The sequence below is a fragment of the uncultured Sneathiella sp. genome, assembly GCF_963973085.1.
Lineage (GTDB): Bacteria > Pseudomonadota > Alphaproteobacteria > Sneathiellales > Sneathiellaceae > Sneathiella.
This window is the reverse complement of the sequence record NZ_CAXAXA010000006.1, coordinates 210,519-229,763: the sequence shown is the minus strand read 5'-3', so window position 1 is coordinate 229,763 and position 19,245 is coordinate 210,519. Positions and strand designations below refer to the sequence as shown.

Sequence of the window (19,245 nt, the reverse complement as noted above, 5' to 3'; positions counted from 1 at the left end):
TAGTGACACATCAACACACTGACAACTTTCCGGCCGCTAGAAGGCCGGAGGTCGCCAAAATCGGCTTTTTTGAAAAATGGCTTTCCCTCTGGGTGGCGCTTTGCATTCTCGCCGGTATTCTGCTCGGGAATTTGTTTCCTGCCCTGTTCGAGGTCATTGCCTCTTACGAATACGCGTCGGTCAATCTTGTCGTCGCGGTATTGATCTGGGCGATGGTCTATCCGATGATGGTTAGTGTCGATTTCGCGAGCCTCTCTCATATCGGGGATCGGCCCAAGGGTCTCATCCTGACCATTATCGTGAACTGGCTGATCAAGCCGTTCACAATGGCGGCGCTCGGGGTGCTGTTCTTCGAATATGTCTTCGCCGACCTGATCGCGCCGGAGGACGCCGAGGCCTACATCGCCGGACTTATCCTGCTGGGAGCAGCCCCCTGCACGGCGATGGTCTTCGTCTGGTCGCAGCTGACGCGTGGTGATGCTGCCTATACCCTCGTGCAGGTATCAGTAAATGACGTGATCATGATTTTCGCCTTTGCGCCGATCGTCGCCCTACTGCTCGGGGTGACGGATATCGTTGTCCCGTGGGAGACATTGCTGCTGTCTGTTGGCCTCTATGTGGTTGTGCCGTTGATTGCCGGGGCGATCACGCGCCATCTGCTGATGTCGCGGAGCCCGGCGAAGGCAAGCGATGCGCCGGTCGAGGCGTTTACGGCCAAAGTCAAACCCTTCTCTGTGATCGGCCTGCTGATGACGGTCGTCCTTTTGTTCGGTTTTCAGGGGCAGGTCATTCTCGACAGGCCGCTGTTGATCGTCCTGATTGCCGTGCCGCTGCTCCTGCAATCCTACGGTATTTTCGCTCTTGCCTACGGGGCGGCGTGGGCATGGCGCGTGCCTTACAAGGTTGCCGCTCCCTGCGCGTTGATTGGCACATCGAACTTTTTCGAGCTTGCCGTCGCCGTCGCCATCAGCCTGTTCGGCCTCAATTCCGGCGCCGCGCTTGCGACGGTCGTCGGGGTGCTGGTGGAAGTCCCGGTCATGCTTTCCCTTGTCGCCTTTGCCAACCGGACGCAGCATTTCTTTCCCAAGGAAACAGGATGAATTAGCGCGATAATTTCCATCGCGTGCCCCAATAACTATCTTGTATCTTCAGGCAAATGCTGCATATTCGGACGCATGAAAGACACCGTTGCCAAGCCCTCGAAGCAGGTTCTCATCAAGTTCTTCCTTCTGCTCGCGTTACTCGGCGGATATTTCGCCTATCTCACCTATGAATTTGATCTGCTCACGGGCGGGGTGTCGGCACTGCTGACATGGAGCTTCTTCGTTCTTTGCACACCGATCGCCGATGCCGGCTTCCTTCTCGATTTCCCGTTGCGGCTGCTGTTCGGCATTCGCATGATCCTGTCGGAACTTGCGGTTTGGGCCATTGCCATTCTGGTAAATGTTTTTTCCCTCAGCTATGCGGCATCCTATTACGACACGACGCTGATCACGAAGTTATTGAGGCAGATCATCATCACGCCCTACCCTTACTGGGGAGTGATCGTGCTGTCGGGTATTGGCACATTTCTTTCCATTCGTTTTGGGGACGAACTGATGGATGTTATTCATCATCGTGACCGCAGATTTTTTCATTCCCATCAGTTCAAGCATGAGCTGGTTCTGGTTGCTTTCTTCGTCGTCGCCATCTTTGGCTATTATGAGTTGATCAAATCGCTGAACCTAGAGGGAAGTTTCTAGCCGGAAACACCAAGAAAAGGATAGACTAAGAGTATGTCGGAACTCAAAATTGGTATAATTGTCGGAAGCATCCGGGAGAAATTTGAATCCGGTAGAATTGGTCATTATATCAAGGAATTATTGGAAGAACTTGATGCTTCGGTATCAGTGGAATATTTCGCTCTCCGGGATCTGGAGATTCCGCTCTGGAACGAGGACAAATGGAAAAGCGGGAGCGAGATGAAAGCCTTCTGGCAACCGATATCCGACTGCCTCAAATCCTGCGACGGATTTGTCGTGATCTCTCCCGAATGGGCCGGCATGGTGCCGCCGCACCTGAAAAACTTCCTGCTGATGTGCGATGGCGGGGAACTGGCCCACAAGCCAGCGCAGATCGTCGCGGTCAGCTCCGGCACCGGCGGCGCCTATCCGGTCGCTGAACTCCGCATGAGCGGTTACAAGAACAACTTTATCTGGTGGATGCCGGACCATGTGATCCTTCGGCAGGTAGAGAGCCTGTTCAGCAGCGATCCGGCCAGTGATCTTGACGGCCGCCTGATGGCGCGCCTTGTCTACGCCCTCACCTTCCTGGTGGAGACATCCCGGGCGATGGCACCGGTGCGGCAGAAGCACCAGAATCTCAAACTCTACAAGAACGGAATGTAGTCCCGGGATAACGGGTTTCAGAACCCCTGCACTGTCATGCCGTCATCGACCTCCAGCACGGAACCCGTCATGAAGTCCGATCCGGGCCCGGCGAGCAGCAGCAGCGCGCTGTCGAGCTTGTCCGGCGTTCCGACCCGGCGGCGCGGCAGCTTCGAAATGAGGCGCTTGCCCGATTCCGTCTCCCAATAATCTCTGTTCAGTTCCGTCACAATATATCCCGGATTGATACAGTTTACCTGAATATTATAGCGGCCCCACTCATCGGCGAGGGCATGGGTCATATGCTGGACGGCGGCCTTCGACATGCAGTAGGTGATGCTCTGCTTGAGAACTCTTCTCGCGGCGACGGAGGCAATGTTGATGATCTTGCCGCCCTGTCCATGGCGGATCATGCTCTGGCCGACAGCCTGCGCAACAAAAAAGGCCCCCTTCCCGTTTGTATTCATGACGTAATCGAAATCCTCTTCCGTCACCTTTTCGGCGCGGCACTGGGCACTGACGCCGGAATTATTGACAAGGATATTGACCGGCCCCATCTCCGTCTCGGCGGCGCTCAGCGCCTCATGGATGCTGCCGACATCCGTGACATCCATCCGCACCGGCAGGGCGCGCCCGTCGAACGCCGCAATCTCCTTCGCCAGCGCCTCCAGCTTTTCGGTCCGCCGCGCCGCCAGCGTGACTTTCGCCCCCGCCCGCGCCAGCGTCAAGGCGAACTGCCAGCCGAGCCCTGAAGAAGCGCCTGTTACCAGTGCATGCCTGCCTTCGAGAGTGTGGGGCGACGTCATGTAATTTCTCCTGCTTCGAATTTGTTGTTCTTGTCTCTGACGGGCTTACATGATTTCCCCTCCTCGCGTCAAAATCAAGGTTCCTTTTCAACTTCCACCTCTTGCAACTTTCCGGATTTGGACAGATGCGCCGGAAACTCACGTATTTTTAAGATTTTTTATTTAAAACGGGAGGGATTGACTATGGGAGATCTTGTAAAATGCGTTACGCCGCCAATCTTTTGGTTGTCTCCGACAGCCCGGCCAACACCATAGAACCCTGCCTTATTGAGGCAGGATATCGCTGTACGCGGCTGTCATTTCTCGCCATGTTCGAGCAGGATTTTGGAGATCAGTCGTTTGATCTCATCCTGATAGATGGGGAGAACAACGCCGCCAATGTCAATGTGAAGGACATTGCGATGATGGCGTCAGCCCATAATTTTCCGACGCTGGTTGTGGGGCCGGCGGATATCAAATGCCGTATCCAGACTATCTCTCCTGGTTATTGCGATCTTGAGCTGCTCAGTCGTGTCCGTGCCCTCGTCCGCCTTGAAACAATGGAACAGGAGCTTGTCCGGCGCATTGCGACGACGGAAACCTATGGGGTCGATATTAGCGGTGTAACCTCGCCGGAGCCGGATATCGGGGAGGCCAATATCCTGATCGTCGGCAACAAGACAGTCGTGCTTGGAAACATTCTCCTACGTCTGGATACCCGGACGAATATCCATATCTGTAAGAACCCGGACATGGCGATCGATGATTTGCGGACGAGGCGCTTTGATGCGGTTATTCTCTCCGGGGTCGGCCATGGCGACAGCAACCTGCGTCTTTGCTATGACATCCGCGCCGACACGAAGCTTTATAACCTGCCGGTGCTGATGGTCCTTGAGAATTGTGAAAATCGCCGCGCCGCCTATGTGCATGGCGTCTCCGACATCATTCTGCATGAGACAGAGATGGATGCACTGGTCAACCGTGCGGGTCTTCAGATTCAGCAGCATCGATATCGCTTCGCCATCCAGAAACTTTTCCGCATTGCCAAGCCGCATCCGGTGGCGGACGGCCCAACAGATCTCTATTCCAGTGGCTTCATGCGGGCACATCTACCGAAGATGTTTTCCGAGCACGCGGCGCAGCACAAGGTGATGACCGTCGCCTCCCTTAAAATCGCAAATTTTGATGAGGTGACGGCGGACTATGGCTATCCGTCCGGGGACCAGCTTCTCCGACAGGTCGGCTCCACCCTCTCCAGCCTTGTGCGGGGGGAGGATTTCTGTTGCCATTACAGCACCGGTCATTTCGTGATCGCCCTGCCCGCCACCCGCCGGCAGGAGGCGATGATTGCCTTGAAACGGGTGGAGGGGGTTCTGAAAAACACAGACTTCGCGCTTCCCGGAACAGCGATGCCGATCCGGGCGGAACCGCTGATTGGTATGGCAGAAGTCAGCTCCGGTGACAGCATAGAAGATGTCGTCGAGCGCGGCCTCACGCTGCCAATGGTGGATGAGAAGGCGGCCTGAGCCCCATTTTGGCAGACTGATCGTTCCAATATTTTCTTGTCCCCCGCCTTAGCGGACCCTATATTCCGGATATGAAAATAGATATTGTCTCCGATACCGTTTGCCCATGGTGCTTCATCGGCAAGCGCAAACTAGAGGAAGCCCTGGCCGCCCGGCCGGATCTGGATGTTGAAATCACCTGGCATCCGTTTCAGCTTCATCCCGACATGCCCGCCGGTGGTGCCGATCGCAAGGAATTTATTGCGCAGAAATTCGGCAGTCAGGAGCGCGCAAAAGAGCTTTACGAGAATGTAAAGAATGCAGGGAAAGCTGTTGATATTCCTTTTGAATTTGGAAAAATAGAACGCTCTCCCAATACGCTCGATTCCCATCGGCTGCTGCGCTGGGCCCATTCGGCAGGCTGTCAGGATGCAATGGTGGAAATCCTGTTCCGGCGCTTCTTCCTTGATGGCGAAGATATCGGCGATAGAGCCGTCCTGCTTGCCGCGGCCGAGGAAGCCGGCATGGATATGGATCTGGTGGCGGAATTATTCGAGAAGGACGCCGATCGCGACCTTGTCAGCCAGGAGGATATGCGTGCCCGGCAGATGGGTATCTCCGGCGTGCCGTTCTTCATCCTGAATGACAAATATGCGCTTTCCGGCGCGCAAGATTCTTCCGCCTTTCTCGCAGCCTTCGACAAGATCGAAGCCGAGGGCGGTCGGGCGCCGGAGTAATCACGCGGCGCGAGCGATCTTCGCGAGGTTCTGCGCGAGCCAGAGCACCCCTTTCAGGCGATCCTCCGGATGCTCCCAGCTGCGGCTGTGAACCAGCTTGTGATCCCCGCGCAGTTTGGTCGATCCCGGTGCACGGGAGATGAACTCCACCAATCCACCCGGATTGTCGAACTTGTTGTCCCGGAAACTTAACACAGCTCCCTTCGGCCCGGCCTCGATCTTCTCGATATTGGCCTCGCGGCAGAAATACTTGATCGTCATCACCTCGACCAGATGGGAGACTTCGTCGGGGAGCGGCCCGAAGCGGTCCACAAGCTCGACGGCGAATGCGTTAATCTCTTCCGCCGTTTCCTGCGCCGCGATCCGCCGGTACAAATCCATCCGGAGCGAGAGATCGGCGACATAATGCTCCGGGATCAGGACGGAGGTGCCGATATTGATGCTTGGTGACCATTTATCCTCCGCCTCCCCTGCACTGCCGAGTTCCGATCCGCGCGCATTGGCGACCGCTTCTTCCAGCATTTCCTGATACAGCTCGAACCCGACTTCCTTGATATGGCCCGATTGCTCATCACCGAGCAGGTTTCCGGCCCCGCGAATATCAAGGTCATGGCTGGCCAGCGTGAACCCGGCGCCGAGTGTATCGAGCGATTGCAGCACCCGCAGGCGCTTTTCCGCGGCATCCGTCAGGCGTTTTCGGGGTGGTAGCGTCAGATAGGCATAGGCCCGGGTTTTCGATCGGCCGATACGCCCCCTGATCTGATAGAGCTGCGCCAGGCCGAACATATCCGCGCGATAGGTAATCAGCGTATTGGCGGACGGGATATCCAGACCGGATTCGACAATATTTGTCGCCACCAGCACGTCATGCGCGCCGTCATAGAACGCGTTCATCACGCTATCGAGTTCCTTCGCCGGAAGCTGGCCATGGGCGGTGACATATTTCACCTCCGGTACATTATTGCGCAGAAAATCCCCGATGGAGGGCAGATCGGAAAGCCGCGGGCAGACGATAAAGCTCTGACCACCCCGGTAATGTTCGCGCAGCAGGGCTTCGCGCAGCACTACCGGATCGAAGGGCAATACGAAAGTCCGGATGGCGAGCCGATCGACTGGCGGTGTCGCGATGATGGAAAGATCGCGAATGCCGGTCATGGCAAGTTGCAGGGTGCGCGGGATCGGTGTCGCTGTCAGCGTCAGCACATGCACATCGGCACGAAGCTCTTTCAGCCGCTCCTTATGCGCGACTCCGAAATGCTGCTCCTCATCGACGATGACAAGCCCCAGGTCCTTGAACTTGACGGATTTCGCCAGCAGTGCATGGGTGCCGATCACGATGTCCACTTTTCCGTCAGCAAGATCGGCCTTGGCCTGATTGGCTTCCTTCGTGGTGACCATGCGCGAAAGCTGGGCGATCTTTACGGGAAGATCGGCAAAGCGTTCTTTAAAGCCTTTGAAATGCTGTCGCGCCAACAGGGTCGTCGGGGTGACAATGGCCACCTGCTGTCCGGCCATGGCGGCGGTGAAGGCTGCCCGGAGCGCAACTTCCGTCTTGCCAAACCCGACATCGCCACAGATCAACCGGTCCATCGGCCGCCCGCTCGACATATCGGCGAGCGTATCCTCGATTGCCTTCTGCTGATCCTCCGTTTCCTCGAACGGGAAACCGGCGCAGAATTCAGCATAGAGCCCGTCCGGCGGCGAGAGCCGCTCGGCCTTGCGAAGCTGGCGCGCGGCGGCGATCTTGATCAGCTGGTCGGCCATTTCCATGACCCGCTTTTTCAGCTTCGCCTTGCGCGCCTGCCAGCCGGAGCCCCCGAGCTTGTCCAGAACCACCGTCATGTCGCTGCCGCCATAGCGCGACAGCATCTCGATATTCTCGACCGGCAGGTAGATCTTGTCGCCGCCCGCATAGAGCAGGGTCACGCAATCATGAGGCGCGCCGGATATCTCGATGGTCGTCAGCCCTTCATACTGGGCGATACCGTGATCGACATGGACCACATAGTCGCCAGGTGACAACTGCGAGGCTTCGGCGATGAAATTCTCGCTCCGCTTGGAGGATTTGCGCGGCCGCACCAGCCGGTCGCCGAGGACATCCTGCTCGCCGATAATGACGAAATCCGGCGTCTCGAACCCTTTTTCGAGCGGGAGAACGGCGAGATTGGGAATATTGCTCCCGGTCGTGCCTTCGAAATAATCAACCTCCCGTATGGGTTCAATGCCATGATCGGCCAGCACTGTTTTATTTCGCGCCCTTGAACCATTGGTGAAATAGCTTAGGATAACCGTCCTGTTTTCCTTCAGTTTTTCGACGACGTGACTTTTCAGATACTCATAGATATTGGCTTCATGGCGGGCCCGTTCGGGGGCGAAGTCCCGCCCAGCATGGCCATCCGCATCGATGACATGCGCGCCTTCCGCCCCGCTTTTGAAGGGCGAGAACTGACCGGCGGCCCGGCTGGTGATGACGGCCTGCCATTCCTCGGGATCGAGATAGAGCTGCGCGGGCGGAAGGGGATTGTAGTCGGCATTGCCTGTCGGCGCCGCCTCGCGCCGGCTCTCATAATAGTCCATGACCGTATCATGCCGTGCGGCGAGCGCCTCCTCGATCATATGATCGAGAAACAGGTCCGCCTCGGGAAGATAGTCGAAAATCGTTGCCATCCGTGCATGAAAGAGCGGCAGCCAATGCTCCATCCCAGCATGACGGCGTTTCTCGCTGACCGCCTCATAAAGCGGATCATCCTGGGTGATCGCGCCGAAAGCCGCTCGGTAGCCGGAGCGAAACAGCGGCACCGAGGTATCATTCAGGAGAAATTCCGATGCCGCAGTGAGCTCTAAATGGTCGAATTTCCCCGTCGATCTCTGCGTCAGGGCGTCAAATTCACGAATGCCGTCGACTTTGTCGCCAAACAGGTCAAGGCGGACAGGGTTTGCCGCGCCCGGCGCAAATATATCGATCAGGCCGCCGCGCACCGCAAATTCCCCTGGCTCCATGACCGTACCGATACGCGAAAAGCCGTTGGCCACCAGATAGGCCGTCAGCTCCTGCCCGTTTATTTTGTCCCCCACTCCCACGTTGAGACGGCTGTCTGTCACCATCTCGATCGGCGGCACCCGCTGCGTCGCGGCGTTGAGGGTGGTCAGGAAAATACGGGGCTTGGCTGCCCTGTCGGTCATGCGGCCAAGGCTTGTCATCCGGTGGGCGACAATTTCCGGGTTCGGCGACACCCGGTCATAGGGCAGGCAGTCCCACGCGGGAAAGCTGATGACATCGATATCCGGATTGAAGAAGGCAAGCGCCGCCTCACTGGCGGCCATGCGGACATCATCGCGCAGCACATAGAGAATATCGCGCTCCGATACGCGCGCAAGTTCGCCCAGCAGGAAGGCGTCATAGCCCTCCGGCACCGCTTCAATGCGAAAGGAATGATCCGCCTCTGCAAGCTTCGAAATGCGGGAGCACAGGCGAGAGGTCGTTGTATCACTCATACAGGCTTAAACTTTGCTGCGTTGCTCAAACGTGCTGAATTCCTGAAGCAATGTCATGACATCGCTCTGATATTCTTCCGGGACATCCTCCCGCCCGACAGCCCAGACATAGATGTTCGGGTCTCCGGCCTGCAGCAGTGCTTCGTAGGTATCAAGCTGATCGCTGGAAAAGCCGCCGACATATTTATTGGCGAATCCGCCCAGCAACAGGTCCGTCTCCTTCATGCCGGTATAGCGGGAACGATGAATAAGCCGTTTTCGGCGGATGGTGATATCTTCGGTCATGATCGCAAGCTCTTTTCTGGTTGAGGTTGGATATAGCCTGTCTCGCCCCTGATGTCAGCAGGAAGTGACAGGAAAAGCCATTTTCCCTCTCACGAACATTGACCTTGGCCCCCCGGAGAGATCACAATGCCCCAAATCAATCGTGAGGAATGCGGTGCGCCCGGAAATCCTGTTTCAACTCTTCTCCCCCGTCAGCAAGCTTAAAGGCATCGGGCCGCGATTGACGGCGCTGATCGAGAAGCTGGCCGGGCCGAATATCGTCGATCTGGCCTGGCATCTGCCGACGGGACTGGTGACACGCCATGAGGTGACGGCGCTGACGCCGGACCTTGTTGACCGGACTATTGTCGTCGCGCTCAAGGTCGATCATCACCTTCCATCGCGAAACCGCCGGGCGCCCTATAAAATCCAGTGCGAGGTGGGTGCGCAGCCCCTCACCCTCACCTTTTTCAATGGTCGCGAACCCTATCTGCGGCAGCAGCTTCCCGAAGGGAGCGAACGGCTGGTCAGCGGCAAGCTGGAGGAATATGGCGGTACCTATCAGATAACCCATCCCGACTATATCGCGACGCGGGAGGCTGCCTCGGATATTCCGCTGTCCGAGCCGGTGTATCCGCTGACCGCCGGGCTCACCAACCAGACCTTTATCAAGGCGGCGCGCCAGTTCCTGCCGATACTGCCCGATTTGCCGGAATGGCAGGATGCGAGCCTGCTCGCGCGGGAGGGTTGGAACGGCTGGCGGGAAAGCCTTCTCAAGGCCCATGCCCCGTCGGAGGAGGCGGATTTTGACCGCGATGCCCCGGCGCGGGCGCGCCTCGCCTATGATGAACTACTGGCGAACCAGCTGGCCCTGGAGCTGGTTCGTCGTAGCATGAAGCGAAAGCCCGGCCGGTCTCTCACCGGTACCGGGGAAATCCGGAAAAAAATCCTGAGCGCCCTGCCCTTCAGCCTGACCGGCGCGCAGAACACTGCGCTTTCAGAGATTGAGGCCGATATGGCGGGCGGACATCGCATGCTCCGACTGCTGCAGGGCGATGTCGGTAGCGGCAAGACTGTGGTCGCCCTGCTGGCGATGGCAACGGCGGTCGAGGCGGGGGCGCAAGCGACCATTATGGCGCCGACTGAAATTCTCGCCCATCAGCATTTCAATGCCATCGAGCCGCTGGCCAGCTCAGCGGGGCTCAAATGCCTGCTGATCACGGGCCGCCTCAAGGGCAAGAAACGCGCCGCCATCCTTGAGGAACTGGCAAGTGGCACGGTTGATCTTGTGGTCGGTACCCATGCGCTCTTTCAGGAGGATGTAAAATTCCACGACCTCGGTCTCGCCATTATCGACGAGCAGCACCGCTTCGGCGTGCATCAGCGCCTTGCCTTGAGCGCCAAGGGGCGTGATGGCAAGGGCGGTGTCGATGTCCTGGTAATGACGGCAACGCCGATCCCGCGCACCCTCGCCCTCACCGCCTATGGCGATATGGATGTGTCGATCATCGCGGAAAAACCGCCCGGACGGAAACCCGTCGATACCCGCGCTATCGATCTGGACCGGCTGGAGGCAGTGGCCGACGGTCTCGGCCGGAAGCTGGCGGCGGGGGAGCGGATTTACTGGGTCTGTCCGCTGGTCGAGGAGTCGCAGGTCCTGGATGTCGCGGCGGCGGAGGAACGGTTCGTCCATCTCAAGACGCTTTATGGCGATCAGGTCGGGCTGATCCATGGCCGCCTGAAAGCGGAGGAGAAAGACGCTACCATGCGGCGCTTCATGTCCGGAGAGATCAGCATCCTGGTCGCCACGACAGTCATCGAGGTCGGCGTCGATGTGCCCGAGGCGACCGTCATGATCATCGAGCATGCCGAGCGGTTCGGCCTCGCCCAGCTGCATCAGCTGCGCGGGCGGGTCGGCCGCGGCGGGCTGGAGGGAACCTGCTTGTTGCTTTACGCCCCGCCGCTTGGTGAGACGCAGAAGGCAAGGCTGGCGATCCTGCGGGAGACAGAGGACGGCTTTCGGATTGCAGAAGAGGATTTACGGCTGCGTGGGGCGGGCGAGATATTGGGGACCCGGCAAAGCGGCCTGCCGGAATTTCGAATTGCCGATCTGCATGATCATTCCCGCCTGCTCGCCATCGCCCACGACGACTCCCGGCTTGTGCTGGAGAAGGACGAAAAACTGTCGGGCGAACGCGGAAAGGCACTCAAAACCCTGCTGTATCTTTTCGAGCGGGACAGCGCTATCCGGTATCTGTCAGGCTGACGGTTTTTCCGTTTCCGTGTCCGCTTCGGGTGGAGGGAGTTTCTTCTTCTCCGGTGTATCGCCGTTTTTCTTGGGCGGCTCCGGCCAGATCATTCCAGCGGAAATGACGAGCTTGACCCCTTCCTCCACTGTCATGTCGAGATAAGTCAGGTCGCTTTTCGGCACGAACAGCAAGAAACCCGAGGTCGGGTTGGGCGTTGTCGGCAGAAAAATGCTGATCATGTCCTCTTCCTGCTGTGCGCTCACCTCTCCTTTCGCGGTACTGGTGACAAAGGCAAGCGCCCAGACCCCTTTTCGGGGGTACTCCAGAAGGACAACCTCACGAAAAGACGTGCTCGACTGCGCCAGCACCGTCTCCATGATCTGTTTGAGTGCATTGTAGATTGAGCGGACAATCGGCATTCGCCCGACAATCCGTTCGCCCAGCACGAGCAGCGTACGTCCGAGATAGTTGGCCGTGAGAAAGCCGATCAGGATCAGCGCGAAAGCGGCGATAATGACCCCGAGGCCGGGAATGCCGAACGGCAGGTAGGTTTCCGGATTATACCGCGCGGGAATAAGTGGCGTGACATTGGCATCGACGAAGGAAACGAACACATAGGTCAGGTAGATGGTAATCGCAATCGGTGCCGTCACCACAATACCGGTCAGGAAATAGGTTCTCAGGCGCGCCAGCGGCCGCGGCTTCGTCGGGGGTTCCACCAGGATAGTTTTACGTTCGGTTTCGTTGGAATTTTCCGCGCCGCTCGATTTTTTGAACATCTCGACTATAACTTCTAAAACAATATAAAAACTATTGACTTAACAACTGTCCCCGGTGAATGGCACACCTTACCACGAAGGCGAATTTCTGTCTTTTGAAATTTAAAGCTGCGTGTGAAGCAGTATCTCCGGGCGTAAACCTACTATTAATACAAAGGGTTTAGACTGGTCAGGAAACCGGGATGCCGTTTGTGGTGCATCCGCAAATGAAGGCTGATCTACGGTCGATGAACGCTCGAAAAATGGAAAATACGCTCTGGACGCGCGGGGCTGCCATGGTTGCCGGGACACTCGGTACGGTTCTTCTGCTGTTCTCGCTTGCCGGATTTTCCCCGACGCCCTATCTCTCTCTCCTTGCCATGGGCAGCCTGATGGTGTGTTTTACACTGATCTTCCTGCAGTCAAGTCAAGCGAAAAAGGAAAACCGGACCCTGATATCCCGGGAAACACTTCTTGATACTGTCTTTGAAAATGTCGCAGTCGGGATCGGTGTGTATGACGAGAATTACAAGCTGGTGAAATGGAACCGGAAGTATATCGACTTGGTCGGTCTTGACGAGGCCCAGCTAACGCCGGATACCACATTTCATGAGGTGCTTGATTTATGTTTCGATCATTATGTGAATGTCGGTGATGACAAGGACCAGTTTATCGCCGGGGTGGTTGAAGCAATTGAAAACTTGCCCACCGGAGTGGTTGACAGACATTTCACCGATGGCCGGATTGTTAAAAGCGCTTTCAACAAACGACCTGAAGGCGGATTTGTACTGACTCTGAATGACGTTACCACAAACCGGATGGCGCAGCAGGCGCTTCGGGAGAATGAGGATCGCTATCGCAGCATGGTGGAGCTTTCCCCCGATGCAATTGTGGCGCACAAGGGCGGTTTTATCATCTATGTCAACGAAGCGGCGCTTGATCTGTTTAAGGTCAAAGGCCGCCATGACCTGATCGGTCAGAAGATTTCCAGTTATTTTCCCTTCTCCGATGGCGAGGGGCTGGCCCCTTATTTCAGCGATGCGGAAGATGCCGGGATGGTGAATAACCTGCCGTCGCTAAAATCGAAGGTCATTCGGGAAGACGGAACCCAAACAAATGTTGAAATGGAGGCCTCTGCCCTGCTCTATGGGGAACGGAATGTCCTGCAACTTGTTATCCGTGACATTTCCGCTCAGATGCAGATTGAGGAATTTCTGAAGCAGGCAAAGGATGAAGCGGAATATGCGGCTCAGCTTAAAGGCAAGTTCCTCGCAAACATGAGCCATGAACTGAGGACGCCTCTCAACGCCGTTATCGGCTTTTCAGAAGTAATCATCAGCCAGATTTTTGGCGCCGTCGGTAATCCCAAATATCTGGAATATGCCCATGACATCAATTCGAGCGGGCACCACCTTCTCGACCTGATCAATGACATTCTGGATTTTTCCAAGATCGAAGCCGGAGAGCAAAAGATCAAGGAAGAGGAAGTCGAAATTGATGTACTGGTCAATGAATGCATTCGACTGACGCAGCAAAACGCCATCGACAATGATATCAATATCAAGCTGGAATTTGATCCGCTGCTGCCGCAGATTTTCGCTGATCGCCGCATGATCAAGCAGATCCTGATCAACCTGCTGTCCAATGCGATCAAATTCACGCCGACCGGTGGGCGCATAATCACTTCTGTCCATGTGCTGGAAAATGCGGGTGTTAGAATCAGTGTAAGCGACAATGGCATCGGTATCCGTGAAGATGATATCGAACGGGCTTTAACCCCGTTTGTGCAGGTAGATAACGATAAGAGCCGCAAATATCACGGCACAGGCCTCGGTCTGCCGCTGTCCAAAAATCTTGCAGAATTGCATGACGGTCGGCTGGAGCTAAGCAGCAGATACGGTGAGGGAACAGAAGTCAGCCTCTATCTTCCGCAGGATCGCGTTCGCCGCAAGGCCGCCTGATCACTTCCCCGTCTCCTTTTCGGAAACTTTTTTGCTTCCTACTCTTGCCAATTGTCGGCCAAAGGTGAAGTATCCTGCGAGATGACAGGAGGAAATTCATGCGATTAAAAGATAAAGTGGCCATCATCACCGGTGCGGGCTCGGGTTTTGGCGAGGCAATGGCAAAACTGTTCGCGGCTGAAGGCGCGAAAGTGGTGGTTAGCGATATAAATGGTGCGGCCGCAGCCGCTGTGGCCAAAAGCATTACTGACGACGGCGGTGTTGCCATCAGCAGCGAAACCGATGTCACCAGTGCCGACGATATCGCGGCCATGACGAAGCAGACCCTCGATAATTTCCAGAAGATTGATGTTCTTGTGAATAACGCCGGGATGCCGCAACGGAACGGGTCCATGTTCGATGTTGATGAAGGCACCTTCGACAAGATCTTCGAAGTGAATGTCAAAAGCCTTTTCCTCACGACCAAGGCAATCGCGCCTCATATGCTGGAGAAGGGTGGCAATATCGTCAATATCTCCTCCACGGCAGCCTTGAGCCCCCGTCCCGGCCTCACCTGGTATAATGCGAGCAAGGGCGCGGTTCTCACCATGTCAAAATCCATGGCGGTCGAGTTGGCGCCAAAGCAGGTGCGGGTCAATGCGCTTTGCCCTGTGTTTGCCCATACCCCGATGGCGGTTGAGTTCATGGGCGGCGTCGATACCCAGGAAATCCGCGACAAGTTTGTCTCCACCATTCCGCTCGGGCGGGAGAATACGCCGCGCGATCTGGCGCACGCTGCGCTCTGGCTGGCCTCGGACGATGCTTCCTTCATCACCGGCGTTGCACTGGAAGTGGATGGCGGCCGCTGTGTCTAGACATAAACAGGGAATGAAGGAGGCGATTGTGGCAGGGAGCAAGCTGGAGACAGGGAAAGTCCAGAACGTGCCGCCCTCGGGTGGCCGCCGGTATGACATGGGCGGCATGACGAGCTATTTCCTGGCCGACGAGGCGGAAACGGAGGCCAGTTACTCCATTTCGGAATGGTGGCTGGCGCCGCATCAATCCGGCTCCGGTCCGCATTCCCATGAAAGTGAGGATGATATCTTTTTCGTCCTTGAGGGAACAGTCACCTTCTATCTGGATGGAGAGGAGATTGAGGCGCCAAAGGGAACTTTTCTTCGGGTTCCCGTCGACGTCACTCATGATTTTGCAAACAAGACTGACGCCCGCGCCGGGTTTCTCAATATTTTCATTCCCGGCGGGTTCGAGCGGGACATGCCCGCCATAGTCCAGTGGTTTGCCGACAATCCGCCGCCCGGGAGATAATCCGGCTACTCCGCGTCCGCCGCGACCTGCATCTTGACGATGATGTCCGGCTCACCCGGGACCATACCGCTTTGCCCGACGCCTTTCTTGATCAGGTCGACATATTCCATTCCTTCGATCACACGTCCCCAGACCGTATATCCCAGCTTGTCCAGATGCGGCGCGTCCGCCAGAACGATGAAAAACTGGCTGTCCGCACTATGCGGCGACTGGGCTCGCGCCATGGAAACAGTGCCGCGAACATGGGGCGTATTGGAGAATTCAGCCCGGAGCTTGCGACCGGACCCCCCCCGGCCTGTCCCTGTCGGATCACCCGTCTGGGCCATGAAATCCTGGATCACGCGATGGAACTTCACGCCATCATAAAACCCTTCGCGTGTCAGTTCCTTGATCCGGGCGACATGAGTGGGCGCAAGGTCGGGCCGCATCTCGATCACCACCCGTCCGTATTGCAGATCAAGATAAAGCGTGTTTTCCGGATCCGCGGCGAGCGCGTTTTTCATCGGCAGGCTGGTCATGCCGATCAACGCGAAAACCAGAAACATTCGGGACAAAAACTTCGAAACCATTCGCTTCCTCTTTTATTAACTGTAAAAGCTTCTTTTTTCTGCCATTTAGAGGCGACGACGTCCATATTTAAAACGCTAATGTGGCAAATAACCGCAAATTCCGCACCGGCCCAAAAAAAACAAAATGGATGCTTGACCATCCGTTGAGACGACCCTATGTTGCAGCCGCATTGCGACACTACGGGGCATATTTGCACGGAGCTTGGTTGCGATACATACCGCAAATAGTGGGCCCGTAGCTCAGTTGGTAGAGCAGCTGACTTTTAATCAGCGGGTCACAGGTTCGAATCCTGTCGGGCTCACCATTTTCTCTCCCCTGATTTGTCATCCCCATCCTTGCGCTCCTCCACCTTCTATTCCTTCCGCGAAAGGGGATGGATTTTTGCGCCTCAATGGCTATAAATTGACCCAGTGATTTAGATCAGATGCAAACAGCAGGGACAGCAAATGATGACGGAACCGGAGTTGATGGCGATTGTGGCGGCTCTATTTTCCATGATGAACCCGATCGGCAATGTCGGCATTTTTGCCGGACTGACAGCGGGATACTCCGGCCCGGACGCGCGCAATGTTGCCATTCGGAGCGCCATCGCCTGCGCTGTCATCCTGCTGGTTGTTGTCTGGACTGGCGGCCTGTTGCTCAAGTTCTTCGGCATTAATGTGAACGAGCTTCGCGCGGCGGGCGGCATCATCGTCCTGATGATCGGGCTGCATATGCTGTTCAACAAGACGGAGCACAAGACAAGCCAAGAGGAAACAGAGGATGCAAAGGAACGTGCCTCCGTTGCCATCGTTCCCATTGCCATCCCCATTGTCGCCGGTCCCGGCACCATGGCGACGGCGCTGGTCGGAGCGGAGCGCTATCCCGATATCATGGCGAAAGTGGAGATTTCCGTTGCGGTTGTTGTGCTCTCCGCGCTTGTCGGGCTGTTGTTTGCCTTTTCACGACCGCTCTCGACGCGGCTCGGGGAAAGCGGCATGGCGGTGGTGACCCGGATTATGGGAATGGTGCTGGTGGCGCTTTCCGTGGGTATGCTGACGTCCGGGATCACCGCCCTGATCCCTGCCCTGTCGAAATAGCTGTGGGGTCCTAGCGGACCGGAGTTGCCGGAAAGGAAAGTTCCTCCCGGGCGCGCCATTTATCCGTGACATAATTGACGATCAGGGTCTTGCGGGTGCCGTTGATCGGGCGCGGCTTGAACCCGTGCCAGCTGTGCGGGGACGGCACGAAGACGATGGCGCAGTTGCTCTTGAAAGGCACATTGCGCACGAAGGTCTGGTTGTCTTTATAGACCGAGGAACCCCAGCTCCCCGCCTCCTCATCGCGCGAGAGATATATCTGCAGGGTGAATTTCTTCACCCCGATATCCGTATGCGGCTCCAGCCAGAAACTCTCCCGGTCCTGCGTGTATTCAATGCGGAGGAAAGTCCCCGTAAGGTCGATATCGAATTTCTTCTCGATATTGGCAACGGTCTCCGGGGACTGGAACAGCTCGGCGACGCTTTTGACGACCGGTGTGCTGGCCTGCCGTTCGACATCGAAATAATTGCGCTTGTCGTTATTGATCTCGCGGCGGCCGATCCGGTAATCCATCTCGCCGGGCCCGATCTCAAGCGCGAGCAGGTCATCCACCACCGGGACCGGAAAAAGATCGCTCAGCTCCCACAGGTCATAGGGATCGTCTGTATGCGCCGCCTGATCGAGGCTGGTCTTGAATGTGGATTCCAGATTTTTCAGCGCCGTCACGATAATGTCCACCCGGGTTGTTTGTAGTGCAGGAATGACTATGCGCCAACTCCTAGCAGAAACCACCCCACCCCACAACTCTTTCCGCCCTCTCCTACTGCGGTTTGAAGTCGTTGGCGAGGGTTTCGGCGCGGGTTATGTCGGCGTTGGACATGCGGCTTCGATAGAGCTTTTCCCATTCTTCCGCCTCGACGATATCCTCGCGCGCGGCAAGGATGGCCCATTTCAGGGCCTCGACATCATTCTGCGGGACGCCCTCTCCCTTGCCGTATCGGGTCGCGAGTTTTTCCTGCGCCCTGCCATGCCCCTGACGGGCCGATTTCTCGAACCATTCGACAGACGCAACATTATCCGCCTCCGTTCCATAGCCGTCACGATAGGCCTTGCCGAGATTATATTGCGCCGGTGCCAGGCCCGCCTCCGCCGCCTGCCGGATATAGTCGAAGGCGCGCGGCGCATCCTCTTTCACGCCGATGCCGTAGCTGTACATCTTGCCGAGCGTATATTGGGACGGGGCAAAATTATTTTTCGCGGATTTTTCCAAAAGGGCAATGGCTGCCCCCTCCTCCTTGCTGGCCAGCATGGTCAGCGCGTGGTTGTGGATGGCGGGTGCATAGTTTGCCGCCCGTGCCTTTTTATTCCAGAATTCAGCCGCCTTGCTGTCGGGATCGACGCCGCGACCCTGGTCGTACATGACGGAGAGGTTGTACTGCGCCTTGGGATCGCCCTTGCGGGCAAGCTCTTCCCATATGGCCACGGCATCGGCGAAGCGTCCCTGCTCGAACAAATCCTGACCGGCAGCATAGTCGCGCGTTTCCGTATCAAGGCGTTCGGCGCGGATCTTGAACAGGGTAATCAGCCCTTCCATGCCGTCGCTGGCTATCACCTGATTGAAGCTTTCACGATGGCTGATGGCGACGCTCGTCCCGTTGATCAGCAGATCGATGATCAGCGGCCGTCCCAGCACCTCGCGAATTCGCCAGTCGAGGGTGATCGTCTCCCGCTTCGGCCGGGTGAGCGTGGTCCGGACGAAAGCATCGCGGGAGCCTTTCTCGGCGACCGAGAGGATGACGAACTCATCATCCGGATAGCCGCCAAGCTGACTGCCGTAGGAGGAGAGAAAGAAATCACGGAAAAGATCGAGAAACTCCTGACGCTGATCATGCGGCAGTTTTTCCCAGCCTGGTCCGATCACCAGTTCCGCAATCAGGGTAAAATGAAAATTTCTGCCAATGGTGGCGATAAGGTGCCGTTCCCGCTCTGCCAGCGGCTTGCCGGGCTGGGAGAGAATGCTTTTGGCCTTTTCGGAAATCGAGAGGATCGCCGCTTCTGCGCGGGCGCCCCTGTTATCCGCATGGACGGCCGCAGTCCATCCGAGGGCCAGCGCGCCTAGACCGAGGGCGAGCGTCATTTTGCGAATTGTCCCCACTTGGCCGTCCTTCAGCTGTCGTTACGGTTAACCATCTTGGTATATTATGGCTTTGCCGGAAAATTGCAAAAATCT

Annotated in this window: 17 protein-coding genes and 1 tRNA gene; 11 read left to right on the top strand and 7 right to left on the bottom strand. The window is 56.8% G+C overall.

Annotated features, from left to right (window positions below):
• The first annotated feature begins 59 nt into the window (after nt 1-59).
• The 3 genes from arsB (at nt 60) to AACZ19_RS15405 (ending at nt 2,387) form a co-directional block, all read left to right on the top strand.
• Nucleotides 60-1,100 carry an ACR3 family arsenite efflux transporter gene (gene arsB / locus AACZ19_RS15415; protein WP_339635384.1) on the top strand — a complete coding sequence of 347 codons (1,041 nt, stop codon included), beginning with the start codon at nt 60-62 and terminating at the stop codon, nt 1,098-1,100.
• Nucleotides 1,101-1,175: 75 nt separating this feature from the next.
• On the top strand, nt 1,176-1,742 hold the full coding sequence (locus AACZ19_RS15410; RefSeq protein WP_339635368.1) for a hypothetical protein: 567 nt from the start codon (nt 1,176-1,178) through the stop codon (nt 1,740-1,742).
• Nucleotides 1,743-1,775: 33 nt separating this feature from the next.
• Nucleotides 1,776-2,387 carry an NAD(P)H-dependent oxidoreductase gene (locus AACZ19_RS15405; protein ID WP_339635367.1) on the top strand — a complete coding sequence of 204 codons (612 nt, stop codon included), beginning with the start codon at nt 1,776-1,778 and terminating at the stop codon, nt 2,385-2,387.
• A 17-nt stretch (nt 2,388-2,404) separates the two neighbouring features.
• Here AACZ19_RS15405 and AACZ19_RS15400 read toward each other — a convergent pair whose 3' ends face one another.
• On the bottom strand, nt 2,405-3,172 hold the full coding sequence (locus tag AACZ19_RS15400; protein WP_339635366.1) for a glucose 1-dehydrogenase: 768 nt from the start codon (nt 3,170-3,172) through the stop codon (nt 2,405-2,407).
• Between the two features lie 200 nt (nt 3,173-3,372).
• Here AACZ19_RS15400 and AACZ19_RS15395 point away from each other — a divergent pair, with 200 nt between their 5' ends.
• Both AACZ19_RS15395 and AACZ19_RS15390 read left to right on the top strand, forming a co-directional pair.
• Nucleotides 3,373-4,677 (top strand): diguanylate cyclase, encoded by a 1,305-nt coding sequence (locus AACZ19_RS15395; protein WP_339635365.1) that lies wholly within the window; start codon nt 3,373-3,375, stop codon nt 4,675-4,677.
• Nucleotides 4,678-4,748: 71 nt separating this feature from the next.
• Nucleotides 4,749-5,393 carry a DsbA family oxidoreductase gene (locus tag AACZ19_RS15390; protein ID WP_339635364.1) on the top strand — a complete coding sequence of 215 codons (645 nt, stop codon included), beginning with the start codon at nt 4,749-4,751 and terminating at the stop codon, nt 5,391-5,393.
• On the opposite strand, the gene mfd is transcribed toward AACZ19_RS15390, so the two are convergent.
• Entirely contained in the window at nt 5,394-8,888 is a 3,495-nt protein-coding gene (gene mfd / locus AACZ19_RS15385) for a transcription-repair coupling factor (RefSeq protein WP_339635363.1), read from the bottom strand.
• A 6-nt stretch (nt 8,889-8,894) separates the two neighbouring features.
• Nucleotides 8,895-9,173 (bottom strand): succinate dehydrogenase assembly factor 2, encoded by a 279-nt coding sequence (locus tag AACZ19_RS15380; protein ID WP_339635362.1) that lies wholly within the window; start codon nt 9,171-9,173, stop codon nt 8,895-8,897.
• A 154-nt stretch (nt 9,174-9,327) separates the two neighbouring features.
• Between AACZ19_RS15380 and recG the strand changes: the two genes are divergently transcribed.
• Nucleotides 9,328-11,418, top strand: coding sequence for an ATP-dependent DNA helicase RecG (recG, locus tag AACZ19_RS15375; RefSeq protein WP_339635361.1), 2,091 nt, complete (start codon nt 9,328-9,330; stop codon nt 11,416-11,418).
• Here recG and AACZ19_RS15370 read toward each other — a convergent pair.
• Entirely contained in the window at nt 11,410-12,180 is a 771-nt protein-coding gene (locus tag AACZ19_RS15370; protein WP_339635360.1) for a DUF502 domain-containing protein, read from the bottom strand. The genes recG and AACZ19_RS15370 overlap by 9 nt on opposite strands.
• Nucleotides 12,181-12,362: 182 nt before the next feature.
• On the opposite strand from AACZ19_RS15370, the gene AACZ19_RS15365 reads away from it, so the two are divergent.
• The 3 genes from AACZ19_RS15365 to AACZ19_RS15355 all read left to right on the top strand — a co-directional run bounded on the left by AACZ19_RS15365 (nt 12,363) and on the right by AACZ19_RS15355 (nt 15,425).
• On the top strand, nt 12,363-14,120 hold the full coding sequence (locus AACZ19_RS15365) for an ATP-binding protein (RefSeq protein ID WP_339635359.1): 1,758 nt from the start codon (nt 12,363-12,365) through the stop codon (nt 14,118-14,120).
• A gap of 98 nt (nt 14,121-14,218) precedes the next feature.
• Nucleotides 14,219-14,974: a glucose 1-dehydrogenase gene (locus AACZ19_RS15360; protein ID WP_339635358.1), complete on the top strand. Its 756-nt coding sequence runs from the start codon at nt 14,219-14,221 to the stop codon at nt 14,972-14,974.
• The gene (locus tag AACZ19_RS15355; RefSeq protein WP_339635357.1) at nt 14,967-15,425 is read left to right on the top strand and encodes a cupin domain-containing protein; all 459 of its coding nucleotides are present in this window, start codon (nt 14,967-14,969) and stop codon (nt 15,423-15,425) included. Before AACZ19_RS15360 ends, AACZ19_RS15355 begins: the two co-directional genes overlap by 8 nt.
• A 5-nt stretch (nt 15,426-15,430) precedes the next feature.
• On the opposite strand, the gene AACZ19_RS15350 is transcribed toward AACZ19_RS15355, so the two are convergent.
• The gene (locus AACZ19_RS15350; RefSeq protein ID WP_339635356.1) at nt 15,431-15,994 is read right to left on the bottom strand and encodes a peptidylprolyl isomerase; all 564 of its coding nucleotides are present in this window, start codon (nt 15,992-15,994) and stop codon (nt 15,431-15,433) included.
• A gap of 229 nt (nt 15,995-16,223) precedes the next feature.
• On the opposite strand from AACZ19_RS15350, the gene AACZ19_RS15345 reads away from it, so the two are divergent.
• Both AACZ19_RS15345 and AACZ19_RS15340 read left to right on the top strand, forming a co-directional pair.
• Nucleotides 16,224-16,299, top strand: a tRNA-Lys gene (locus AACZ19_RS15345).
• Nucleotides 16,300-16,441: 142 nt separating this feature from the next.
• Complete coding sequence (locus AACZ19_RS15340; protein WP_339635355.1) at nt 16,442-17,074, top strand: MarC family protein; 633 nt, start codon at nt 16,442-16,444, stop codon at nt 17,072-17,074.
• A 10-nt stretch (nt 17,075-17,084) separates the two neighbouring features.
• On the opposite strand, the gene AACZ19_RS15335 is transcribed toward AACZ19_RS15340, so the two are convergent.
• Together AACZ19_RS15335 and AACZ19_RS15330 are read right to left on the bottom strand one after the other, a co-directional pair.
• On the bottom strand, nt 17,085-17,741 hold the full coding sequence (locus AACZ19_RS15335) for a hypothetical protein (protein WP_339635354.1): 657 nt from the start codon (nt 17,739-17,741) through the stop codon (nt 17,085-17,087).
• A gap of 94 nt (nt 17,742-17,835) precedes the next feature.
• Nucleotides 17,836-19,170 carry an ABC transporter substrate-binding protein gene (locus AACZ19_RS15330; protein WP_339635353.1) on the bottom strand — a complete coding sequence of 445 codons (1,335 nt, stop codon included), beginning with the start codon at nt 19,168-19,170 and terminating at the stop codon, nt 17,836-17,838.
• Between the last annotated feature and the right edge of the window lie 75 nt (nt 19,171-19,245).